Annotated in this window: 7 protein-coding genes; 1 reads left to right on the forward strand and 6 read right to left on the reverse strand. The window is 52.9% G+C overall.

Features of this window, described 5'->3' with window-relative positions:
• Positions 1-92: 92 nt before the first annotated feature.
• Complete coding sequence (locus ACO6UX_RS21400; RefSeq protein WP_422450321.1) at positions 93-2,126, reverse strand: hypothetical protein; 2,034 nt, start codon at positions 2,124-2,126, stop codon at positions 93-95.
• A gap of 365 nt (positions 2,127-2,491) precedes the next feature.
• Between ACO6UX_RS21400 and ACO6UX_RS21405 the strand changes: the two genes are divergently transcribed.
• Positions 2,492-3,124 (forward strand): gamma-glutamyltransferase, encoded by a 633-nt coding sequence (locus ACO6UX_RS21405; RefSeq protein ID WP_422450322.1) that lies wholly within the window; start codon positions 2,492-2,494, stop codon positions 3,122-3,124.
• A 234-nt stretch (positions 3,125-3,358) separates the two neighbouring features.
• Here ACO6UX_RS21405 and ACO6UX_RS21410 read toward each other — a convergent pair whose 3' ends face one another.
• From ACO6UX_RS21410 to ACO6UX_RS21430, 5 genes are all read right to left on the reverse strand, one after another.
• Positions 3,359-5,236 (reverse strand): hypothetical protein, encoded by a 1,878-nt coding sequence (locus tag ACO6UX_RS21410; protein ID WP_422450323.1) that lies wholly within the window; start codon positions 5,234-5,236, stop codon positions 3,359-3,361.
• 260 nt (positions 5,237-5,496) lie between these two features.
• Complete coding sequence (locus ACO6UX_RS21415; protein ID WP_422450324.1) at positions 5,497-6,786, reverse strand: ankyrin repeat domain-containing protein; 1,290 nt, start codon at positions 6,784-6,786, stop codon at positions 5,497-5,499.
• A 281-nt stretch (positions 6,787-7,067) separates the two neighbouring features.
• Positions 7,068-9,101 (reverse strand): hypothetical protein, encoded by a 2,034-nt coding sequence (locus tag ACO6UX_RS21420; RefSeq protein ID WP_422450325.1) that lies wholly within the window; start codon positions 9,099-9,101, stop codon positions 7,068-7,070.
• Positions 9,102-9,399: 298 nt separating this feature from the next.
• A complete protein-coding gene (locus ACO6UX_RS21425) occupies positions 9,400-11,343 on the reverse strand; it encodes an acetoacetate--CoA ligase (RefSeq protein ID WP_422450326.1) in 1,944 nt (647 codons plus the stop codon).
• Between the two features lie 56 nt (positions 11,344-11,399).
• A complete protein-coding gene (locus ACO6UX_RS21430) occupies positions 11,400-12,338 on the reverse strand; it encodes a hydroxymethylglutaryl-CoA lyase (RefSeq protein ID WP_422450327.1) in 939 nt (312 codons plus the stop codon).
• Positions 12,339-12,343 lie beyond the last annotated feature (5 nt).

Below are 12,343 nucleotides of genomic sequence, written 5' to 3' on the forward strand. Positions count from 1 at the left end.
ATCCAGACTAAATTATTCCACGCACTTTATCCCTTTTTGGGCGCACGCTGCGTTCTGAAGTATATTGCTCGCAGAATTGCCGCTGTTGGTGGCTATACCAACCTGAGTAACGGCGCCAATTCATCATCATCGCTTTCTTCAGCAATATCGGGCAGTGAGTTCACGGAGCCTTCGGGGGATCTGTTCACGGGATTGTCCCCTGTGCTCCCGGCCAATATGGGGCTATAGCCAGCCGCAGGTGATGCCCGGTTGCGATAGTAGCGGAAGATGCACAAGCCAACCACCAGCACCAAGAGTACACCGCCCAGGGCTATAGCGGCTAAAGCGGCTTGATTCAGGTTCACATCCCTTGAGCTGCTTTTACCCGAAGTGGTGGGGGGTGTTGTCGGGATTGTTGTTGGGATTGTGGTCGGCATTGCGGTCGGGAAGAACCCACACCGTTGAATTTGATTGTTTGCCAGTGCCGTAAAGTTATAAACATCGGGCCGATAATTCGGCGGCAGCAGACCAGGGTCAATACCTGCAACTGAATTATCCAGCCAGGGATGACAACCAAGGTTGGTATTGTTTTGCCAGTCTCCATTGACACGGACATTACAAATACCCGCTTCAGGACCACCCATGACACCAGCATCTCCATACTGACTGTCAACTTCGCAATTGATCGCTGTGGTGCAGGCAATATTGTCATAATAGGGAAATCCCCCCGCTCCGATGGCAGCATCTGCGCTCTTGCCGGAGCTTGTCACTGTACAGTTCAATGCGGTGGTGCCAACTATCTTCTCAGATTCAAATCCGCCACCAATCATGCCTGCCCCGATACCGGCGCTCCCGCCCGGGCCGGAGGTTGTCACAGTGCAGTTTGCGGCTGTGGTGTTAGCAACATTTGCCAAAGGAAATCTGCCTCCCCCTGCGCCGATGCCTGCATTGCCACGCAAACCGGAAGCGGCCACGGTACAGTTCACCGCGGTGGTGTTGGCAACCATGTCAAAAAAAACAGCGTTGCCCAGGCCAATACCTGCGTCGCCATAATCACCGGTGTTTTCGACTGAACAGTCCACCGCCGTGGTGTGAGCAATCGTGCCATGATTCAAAGCCGTACCCACGCCAATGCCTGCACTTCCATATCGAGCGGAGTTTTCAACTTTGCAGTTCACGGCCGTGGTGTTGGCAACGGTGCCATGACCATCACGACGCCCCACTGCTTTAAAACCTGCAATAAACCTCCCGGCACCAATGCCTGCGGCCCCTGAATATTCATAGTTGGCGGATGTGCAATTCACCGCAGTGGTGCCGACAACCGTGCCATTATAAAGAAACCCGGCACCAATCCCTGCTGATCCAGCGCATTCCCCACCAGCGGAGGCTGCCACTGTGCAGTTCACTGCGGTGGTGTTGAGCACCGTTCCCAGGACATTCCCCCCGGCAATCCCCGCACTGTCGCCAAGGGCTTCTACATGGGCATTTTTAACGCGGATATTACGGACCATGGCCTCGTCTTCAATGGTACAGGCCGCGACCGCGACCGGGCCATTGTCTCTTATAAAGACACCGTTAAAGCTCAGGCCATCGATCAGGCCTTCAGCTCCCAGGGTTTGCACCAGACAATGGCTGAGATTACCAATGGTGCCGTTTTCACCACGGAGGCTGCCGGTAAACGGATGAGTATCATTACCAATGGGCTGGTCCAACTGGCTACCATCAATATCCCCGGTTTGTCGGTAGGTACCATTGAGTGGATAGTCAGGGTCATGGCCGATCTTGCCCAGGGTTGCAGCATCCGGCACCGCTATCCACCGGTCACTGTTATCGTCAGCTGTGGCTGTCGCATTGGCAGCAGCGAGGCCGGACGGAGCACTTGGCACCACGGCCGGGTTCAGCAGCTGGCGAGTCCGGTGCGATGTGCTGGCCGGTTTACGCTGAAGGTCTTGCTGTCTGTTTTTTATTGAACTGTGGTCGTTTACCGGGTTTTCCTCCCGGGTATTGCCCTGTAACAACGGTATGGCGTCAGATTCTGAACACACACCCAGTCGTCCCCACCGTCCCTGTGGCTCGACAGACTGGCTTGTTGCTGGTTGTGAGGCGCTGGCAGTAACGCTGCCGGGCATGGTTGGTGGCTGTATCAAAATCACTCCCTCATGTTGGCATTAATTATTGTGCTGGTTTCCTACCGTTCATATTCCCGGGACCGCCACAGGCAGTCATGGGTCTTTGCAATTTGATTGTTCGGTCATCCAGCATAATGAAAATGCCACACGGGTGGGTAAGGCCTAGGCCTATTCGTGCCTGACTCGGGGATTCTCACGCAAAAGAGCAAACAATCCGTAGGGTAGAATAGCCCTGGATGCGTTACTTTGCCGTGAAAATTCCCGAGAAGCGCATAAAACGGGCCAGCCTGAAATGCGTGAGCCCGTATTGATACCCTTCAGTACTTCGAAAAGCTCAGGAAAAAGGCTCCTGTCGGTGTCTGAACCGATCCAGGGCATCCGGATTGGCCAATTTCGTTGAAGTAGGCGTTGTGGTACTTGTTGCCATGGACCAGACACGTCTGGGGCGTTATGAAAACACGAGAAACTACTTTTATCCTGAAGGACGTCCTGTGCATGGTGATGGCAATGCGGTGGCGATGGCCTCCAGCGTAGAGAATGCTTTTGATTCACGCCTGATGGTCCGTGGTTTTCTATTGAATAACTCCATGACGGATTTTTCCTTCCGTCCATTGATTGATGGCAAACCGGTAGCCAATCGCATAGCACCAGGGAAACGACCAATGTCTTCTATGACGCCCACTATCGTGTTACGTGATGGCAAGCCCTATATGGTTCTTGGCTCAGCGGGTGGCAGTCGTATAATTGTTCATGTTGTCAAAACAGTTATTGCTCATCTGGACTGGCAATTACCCGTGGATGAAGCCGTTAGTCTATCTCACCGAATCAATATGCAGGGCTCTTATGAACTTGAGTCCGGAACGGATGCGGAAAAGCTGGTAAAACCACTAAAAGCAATGGGGTATAAGGTATCGGTCCGTGATCTGAACAGCGGTCTGCATGCCATTGTTATAAAGAAGTCAGGCCTGGAAGGGGCTGCTGATCCACGACGGGAAGGTCACGTTATGGGGGACTGAATTCCCGTATTTCCCAGACGAACAAGGTCACAGATTCCTGTGGTGGCAACCACTGTTTCCTGAAAAGCACTTTTTCGGAACTTCCCTGTTTCGAGCTTGATCTCCGTTCATCCTGAAGCGGAGTCGAAGGTTGGCTGCTACAATCCAGACTAAATTATTCCACGCACTTTATCCCTTTTTGGGCGCACGCTGCGTTCTGAAGTATATTGCTCGCAGAATTGCCGCTGTTGGTGGCTATACCAACCTGAGTAACGGCGCCAATTCATCATCATCGCTTTCTTCGGCAATATCGGACAGTGAGTTCACGGAGCCTTCGGGGGATCTGTTCACGGGATTGTCCCCTGTACTCCCGGCCAATATGGGGCTATAACCAGCCGCAGATGATGCCCGGTTGCGACAGTAGCGGTAGATGCACAAAACCCCCACCAGTACAAAAAGCACACCGCCCAGGGCAATACCGGCTATAGCGGCTTGACTCAGGTCCAAAGCCCTTGAGCTGCTATTGCTGGAAGTGGTTGGGGTTGTTGTCGGGACGACAGGGAAGAACCCACACTGACGAACAGGATTGTTTGCCAGTGCCTCACCAGGCCGACAATCTGGCGTCAGCAGACCAGGGTCAATACCTGCACATAAATTATCCAGCCAGGGCTGACAACCAGGGACGGTATTGTTTTCCCAGTGTCCATTGACACGGACATTACAGATATCAGGGTCAGAACCACCCGTGATAGGAGACACTGCATATTCACTGTCGATTTCGCAATTTATCGCTGTGGTGCTGGCAACGATGGCTTTAGAATCTAATATTCCCGCTCCGATACCAGCACATGCGTCCTTTCCGGAGGATGCCACGGTACAGTTCAGTGCGGTGGTGTCAGCAATCTTTGTAGAATCAAGTCCAGTTAAAAGCGTGCCCGCCCCGATGCCGGCACCCCCGCGAGTGCCGGAGGTTGTCACATTGCAGTTTACCGCTGTGGTGTTGGCAACAGTTGCCAAACTAAAAACGCCTCCCCCCACGCCGATGCCTGCACTTCCATCCAGGCCGGAAGCTGTCACGTTACAGTTCACGGCTGTCGTGTCGGCAACCATACCAAAAAAAGCAGCTCTGCCTGCGCCAACACCTGCGTAGCCATAATCTCCGGAGTTTTCGACTGTGCAGTTCACCGCCGTGGTGTCAGCAAGCGTGCCAGTCCCAAAAGCCGTACCCGCGCCGATGCCTGCACTTCCATCCCTGAGGGTAGCTGTCACGTGACAGTTCACCGCAGTGGTATCGACAACATTACCATTACCACGAAGTAGCCCGGCACCAATACCTGCGTTCCCGTTCCCGGTCTCTTCGCCGCTAGCGGAAGTTGCCACGGAGCAGTTGACTGCGGTGGTGTTGAACACCGTTCCCCGGACATCCCCCCCGGCAATCCCCGCACTGTCACCCAGGGCTACTACCCTGGCATTGTTAACGCTGATATTACTGACCATGGCAGCGTCTGCAATGGTACAGGCCGCTACCGCGACCGGGCCTTTGTCTTTTATATTGGCACCGTTAAAGCTCAGGCCATCGATCCGGCCCGGACCACCGAGCGTTTGCACCAGACAATGGCTGAGATTACAAATGGTGCCGTTTTCGCCACGGAGGCTGCCGGTAAACGGATGAGTATCATTACCAATGGGCTGGCCCAACTGGCTACCATTAATATCCCCGGTCTGTCGGTAAGTACCATTGAGTGGATAGTCAGGGTCATGGCCGATCTTGCCCAGGGTTGCAGCATCCGGCACCGCTATCCACCGGCCACTGTTATCGTCAGCTGTGGCTGTCCCATTGGCAGCAGCAAGGCCGGACGGAGCACTTGGCACCACGGCCGGGTTCGGCAGCTGGCGAGTTCGGGGTGTTGTGCTGGCCGATTTACGATGTAGGTCTTGCGGTCTGTTTTTTATTGCACTGTAGTCGTTTACCGGGTTTGCCTCCCGGGTATTGTCCGGTAACAACGGTATGACGTCAGATTCTGAACACACACCCAGTCGTCCCCACCGTCCCTGTGGCTCGGCAGACTGGGTTGTTGCAGGTCGCGAGGCGCTGGCAGTAACGCTACCGGGCATGGCTGGTGGCTGTATCAAAATCACTACCTCATGATGGCGTTAATTATTGTGCTGGTTTCCTATCGCTCATATTCCCGGGACCGCCGCAGGCAGTCATGGGTCTTTGCAATTTGATTGTCCGGTCATCCAGCATAATGAAAAACCTTTTCAACCTGGCGATAAATCTCGGCAGTACCAATGCGGACACCTCCCGGATTTAATACGGCATCGGCCTGCCCATGGAATAGCAAGAAAAGAACGGGTTTTTCTCTTGTCCAAACCAAAGCAGCCAATCTGGATCAGGTTAAAGTGCACTGTCTTCTATCGTCCAAAGCGTCTGCAGCATCTAATGGATTTAAATCCCAGCTGTACTTGGCTCCGGCTCCGATAAGTGCTCGCTTGCATTGTGCATCACTGGCAAAATCCAGCGCCGTCTTGTCCCTGTAGTTTTTGACGTTAATATCTGCATTGGCATCAATAAGGGTCAAAATATATCTAATATTGTTTTTTCTGGTAGCCGCAAAGAGCGGAGTTTCACCGGAGCAGTCTCTGGCATTAATATTGGCCCCAGCCCTGATCAGAGTTTCGGCACATTCTACATTGTCAGTCCGGCTGCCCAGGTGGAGGGCTGTACGGCCCTGTTGATCTCTGGCATTGCAATCCGCCCCAGACTCAAGGAGTTTTCGCAGGTAGGTAACATCATCAAGTCCAGCGGCGATATGAAGTGCGCAGTCGCCAAACTGGTTTTTAACATCGACATTTGCCCCGGCGAGCATAACTGCATTCATGAGCTTTTTGTCTTGACAACTAACCGACCGGGTAAGAAGCGTGTGATAAGCAACGTCGAATCCTTTCAGTCTGCCATTAATGTCAGCACCTTCAGCAATCAGAGGTTGTATGCACTGGGTGCTGCCATGCCTAATGGCATTGAACAAAGCATCATTGAGATCAAGACGACCAACGAGTTTTCGTCCCTCCTCGAGCAAAACTTGCACACTCCCGGGTTGATTTTTGTCGGTGGCGTATGTCAGAGACTTATTTAAAATCTCAGTATGTCGTTTACTGTCGAGACCCTTAAAACTGTCACATGATTTCAGCAGAAATCGGATTGAATCAGTTTGGCCTTTTAGCGAGGCACAATGCAGAGCGCTAACAGCTGCGTTTGCCCCCTCTTTCAGCAAATACCGCATAGACTCTACCTGACCTTCTCTGGCAGCTTCACGCATTGCCTTATTAAGTTTTTCGGTAATGTAATCTCTGCTTATCCTGTTGACCCAGGTGCTTAATACCCACTCCATACACTCAATCCGGCCATTGGCAGCCGCTGCATAAAAGACATGGTTAGGCTTGGGGAGTGGCCCTTGCCCTTTTGATTTTTCCCACAATAATTGCAAGCACTCAACCTGACCGTGTTTAGCGGCCATCCGTCCCAGGTCGCTAACTCTGCTCTCCAGATTATCGCCATAAGTGGCTGCTCCGGGTTGTTCCCAGCCTATATTGTTGATATCAAGATCCAACACCTTTTCCAATGCTTCCAGATCCCCATAACGACAGGCATGTTCAGCGACAGGCTGAGAGTCACGAAGCAACGGCAGGACAGGTTGCTCCGAGCAGACAGTACAATGCAGTATACTCCGCCTAGCCCCAGCCCTGGCTTGATCAAGCAATGGTTTAAGAATGCAGTCAAGATGGAATTGGTGGGACTTGCTGCACGACGCGGTGACTACCGATCGCCCGCCAAATGAACTGGTTGTTGGGACGTTACAGAGAGCACAGGTGGAAAAATTACTCAAATTGTTGATCGAATTTGTGACGCTATTCATGATAAACGCCCTTTCAGTGAGCAAATGACTTTCACCACCTTCGGTGGCTATACCAACCTGAGTAATGGCACCAATTCATCATCATCGCTTTCTTCGGCAATATCGGGCAGTGAGTTCACGGAGCATTCGGGGGATCTGTTCACGGGATTGTCTCCTGTACTCCCGGACAATAGGGGGCTATAGCCAGCCGCAGGCGATGCCCGGTTGCGATAGTAGCGGTAGATGCACAAGCCAGCCACCAGCACCAAGAGTACACCGCCCAGGGCTATAGCGGCTAAAGCGGCTTGATTCAGGTTCACATCCCTTGAGCTGCTTTTACCCGATGTGGGTGGGGTTGTTGTTGGGATTGTTGTTGGGATTGTGGTCGGGAAGAACCCACACTGACGAATTTGATTGTTTGCCAGTGCCGTAAAATTATAAACATCGGGTCGATAATTCGGCGGCAGCAGACCAGGGTCAATACCTGCACATAAATTTTCCAGCCAGGGATGACAACCAGGGTCGGTATTGTTCTGCCACTGTCCATTGATTCGGACATTACAGATACCAGCTTCAGGACCACCCATGACACCAGCATCTCCATACTCACTGTCGACTTCGCAATTGATTGCTGTGGTGCAGGCAAGATTGCCATGAGTTAAAAATCTTCCCACCCCGATGCCAACATCTGCGCTCTTGCCGGAGGTTGTCACTGTACAGTTCAGTGCGGTGGTGCCAACAACCTTTCCAGATTCAAATCCGCCACCAACCATGCCCACTCCGATACCGGCGTTCCCGCCGGGGCCGGAGTGTGCCACAGTGCAGTTTGCGGCTGTGGTGTTAGCAACATTTGCCAGAGAAAAACTGCCTCCCCCTGCGCCGATGCCTGCATTGCCACGCAAACCGGAAGCGGCCACGGTACAGTTCACCGCTGTGGTGTTGGCAACCATGTCAAAAAAAACAGATTTGCCCAGGCCAATGCCTGCGTCGCCATCCTCACCGGTGTTTTCGACTGTACAGTCCACCGCCGTCGTGTGAGCAATCGTGCCATCATTAAAAGCCGTACCCACGCCAATGCCTGCACCGCCATATTGAGCGGAATTTTCAACTTTGCAGTTCACCGCCGTGGTGTTGGCAACCGTGCCATGACCATCACGACGCCCCCATGCTTTGACACCTGCCATAAACCTCCCTGCACCGATGCCTGCTGCCCCTGAATATTCAGAGCTGGCCGATGTGCAGTTCACCGCAGTGGTGCCGACAACCCTGCCATTATCACGGAGAAACCCGGCACCAATCCCTGCTGCTCCGGCGTCTTCCACGCCAGCGGAGGCTGCCACTGTGCAGTTCACGGCGGTGGTGTTGAGCACCGTTCCCCGGACATTCCCCCCGGCAATCCCCGCACTGTCGCCAAGGGCTTCTACATGGGCATTCTTAACGCGGATATTACTGACCAAGGCCGCGTCTGCAATGGTACAGGCCGCTACCGCAACCGGACCTTTGTCTCTTATAAAGACACCGTTAAACCTCAGACCATCGATCTTGCCATTAGCTCCCAGGGTTTGCACCAGACAATGGCTGAGATTACCAATGGTGCCGTTTTCGCCACGGAGGCTGCCGGTAAATGGGTGAGTATCATTACCAATGGGCTGGCCCAACTGGCTACCATCAATATCCCCGGTCTGTCGGTAAGTACCATTGAGTGGATAGTCAGGGTCATGGCCGATCTTGCCCAGGGTTGCAGCATCCGGCACCGCTATCCACCGGTCACTGTTATCGTCAGCTGTGGCTGTCCCATTGGCAGCAGCGAGGTTGGACGGAACACTTGGCACCACGGCCGGGTTCGGCAGCTGGCGAGTCCGGGGTGTGGTGCTGGCCGGTTTACGATGCTGCGGCGGTACGTCTTGCTGTCTGTTTTTTATTGCACTGTGGTCGTTTACCGGATCTGCCTCCCGGTTATTGTCCTGTAACAACGGTATGGCGTCAGATTCTGAACACACACCCAGCCGCCCCCACCGTCCCTGTGGCTCAACAGACTGGCTTGTTGCTGGTTGTGAGGCGCTGGCGGTAACGCTGCCGGGCATGGTTGGTGGATTTATCAAAATCACTCCCTCACGATGGCGTTAATTATTGTGCTGGTTTCCTACCGCTCAAATTCCCGGGACCGCCACAGGCAGTCATGGGATTTTGTAATTGGATTGTTCGGTCTTCCAGCATAATGAAAATGCCATACGGGTAGTGAAGGCCTGTTCGTGCCTGACTCGGGGATTCTCACGACAAAGAGCAAACAACCCGCAGGGTAGAATAGTCCTGAGTGCGTTACTTTGCTGTGAAAATTCCCGAGAAGCGCATGAAACGGGCCAGCCTGAAATGCGTGAGCCCTTCGGTACTTTGAAAAGCTCAGGAAAAAAGCTCCTGACGGTGTCTGAACTGATCTAGGGCATCCGGGTTGGCCAGGGCATCGGTATTTTTTACCGGCCGGTTATGAATAACTTCACGCACTGCCAGCTCGACGATTTTACCGCTGATGGTTCTTGGAATGTCGGTGACCTGCAGAACTTTGGCGGGAACGTGACGAGGCGTAGTGTTGCTGCGAATGGTCTGGATGATTTTCCGGATCAATTGATCATCAAGTGTCACGCCATCACGAAGCTGCACAAACAACACAATGCGTGTGTCGTCTTCCCATTCCTGTCCTACCGCAATGCTCTCAAGTACTTCTTCTACCTTTTCAACCTGGCGATAAATCTCGGCAGTACCAATGCGGACACCTCCCGGATTTAATACGGCATCGGCCCGGCCATGGATAATAACGCCGCCATGCCGGGTCAGCTCGCCGTAATCGCCATGAGCCCAGATCCCGGCAAACTCGTTGAAGTAGGCGTTGTGGTACTTGCTGCCATCGGGGTCATTCCAGAAGCCAACGGGCATGGACGGGAAACTGGACTGACAGACCAGCTCTCCCTTTGCTTCAGTTAGCGGAGACCCTGTGGTATCCACAAAGTGAACATCCATACCCAGCCCACGACATTGCAGTTCACCGCGATAGACCGGCAGTATCGGGCAGCCCAGGGCAAAGCAGGAGATGATGTCCGTGCCACCGGATATGGAAGAAAGCCGGACATCCGCTTTTACCTCCTGAAAGACATAGTCATAGCTTTCGTGCAGCAAGGGAGAGCCTGTCGATAGAATGGCTTTGAGATGTTGAAGGTTATGACTGCTAGCAGGTTTGACGCCGGCTTTTTGCAGGGCGGCAATGTATTTGGCGCTGGTACCAAAAATGGAAACCTTCTCCGCCTCTGCCATATCCATCAGGGTTGCAGGTTCGGGATAAAACGGTGAGCCATCGTACAAAACGACAGTGGCCCCAAGGGCCAGTGATGAAACCAGCCAGTTCCACATCATCCAGCCACAGGTGGTAAAGTAAAAAATCGTGTCCTGTGCTTTCAGATCGGTATGAAGACCCAGCTCTTTCAAATGCTGTAACAGCGTTCCACCATGACCATGAACAATACACTTGGGAATGCCAGTGGTACCTGAAGAGTACATAATGAACAGTGGATGATTAAACTCGACAGGGACGATACTCACCGATTCATTGGATGGCTGGCAGAAATCAGTCCAGAGCACCGCATTGTTGAGTTGCACAATATCCGGTTCCGGATTGGCAAAAGGCACAACGACCGTGGTTTCCAGCGATGGGATGTTTTGCTGAATCTGTGGTGTTTTTGCCATACAGTCGATGGTTTTACCGCCATAAAAGTAACCGTCAACCGTGAGCAGGAGCCGGGGCTCAATCTGTCCGAAACGGTCCAGAACGCCCTGAATACCAAAATCTGGCGAACAGGATGACCAGATTGCCCCGAGCGCTGTGGCGGCCAGCATCAGAATAATGGTTTCCGGGCAGTTGGGCATAAAGGCCGCAATACGATCCCCCTTTTTGATGCCGACTTCAATCAACCCCTGTTGAGCTGCGGCTACTGATTGATAGAGTTCCCGGTAGCTCAGGGTTCGGCGACGGCCATTCTCACCTTGGAATACCAGGGCTGTTTTATTATCTCTTTGTTGCAGCAGGTGTTCTGCATAGTTCAGTGTTGAGTCAGGAAACCATTGAGCGCCTGGCATACTGTCGTTTATTAAGGGCGCGGAGGGTTGGGTATGAAATTGTACGCGGTAGAATTCTGCCAGCCGTTGCCAGAAGGCCGGGCGCTCTTCAATGCTCCATTGGTATAGATCAGAATAATCCTCCAGTGGCAAACCTGTGACTTCTTTTACGCGGTTGATAAACGCCTGAAGATTGGATGATGTTATTGTGTTTTGATCCGGTATCCACAGTGCTGACATTGGCTTTCTCTTTTGGCTTCTTTTCTGGGGTCTTCTCTGGATTCGCGAGTTGTAATTCACTCGGAAGGATGAATCGACCGGCTCAATGCCAACCCGGCATTTGATCTTGAGGGTATGCCCAGCTGGTCACAAATGAATGTAGCCGCTTTGAGCAGTTCCTCCATATTTATCCCGGTTTTTATGCCCATACCGTGCAGCATATAGACCACATCCTCCGTCGCCAGATTGCCTGATGCTCCGGGGGCATAAGGACAACCTCCCAGACCGGCAACCGAGCTGTCAATTATCGAAAGCCCCTCTTCGAGCAGTGCTAAAACATTGGCCAGCGCCTGGCCATAGGTATTGTGAAAGTGTGCTGCCAGGGCTGAGACGGGAATATGCCGGGAAGTGTGCTCCAGCACTTTTTTGGCGTTGAGGGGCGTGCCAACGCCAATGGTGTCGCCCAGGGAAATTTCATAGCAGCCCATTTGCCAGAGTTGTTCGGCTACCCCGGCAACAGCGGAAGGGTGGACTTCGCCCTCATAGGGGCATCCCATCACACAGGAAACATAGCCTCTGACGTTTAAACCGTGATTTTTTGCCGCAGCCATAACCGGTTCAAAACGGTGCAGGCTTTCGGCAATGGAACAGTTGATATTTTTCTGACTGAACCCTTCTGAGGCTGAAGCAAATACCGCTACTTCATCAGCGCCAGCGGCCAGGGCTGCCTCAAAACCTTTGAGATTTGGGGTCAGGGCACCATAGGTGATCCCCGGTTGACGGTGAAGAAGCTCAAAAACGTTGTGGGAGTCTGCCATTTGCGGAACGGCTTTTGGAGACACAAAGCTGCCCGCTTCAATACGCTTCAGTCCTGTTCTGGCAAGACGGTTGATCAGCTCAGAGCGAATCCCGGCAGTGAGTATCTCCGGCTGATTCTGCAGCCCGTCTCTGGCACCCATCTCAACCAGCGTTACCCTGTCAGGCAGTTGCTGTGAATTGGCGGTATCACTGGACATCCCTT

The sequence above is a fragment of the Endozoicomonas sp. ALB091 genome, from assembly GCF_049310265.1.
Lineage (GTDB): Bacteria > Pseudomonadota > Gammaproteobacteria > Pseudomonadales > Endozoicomonadaceae > Endozoicomonas.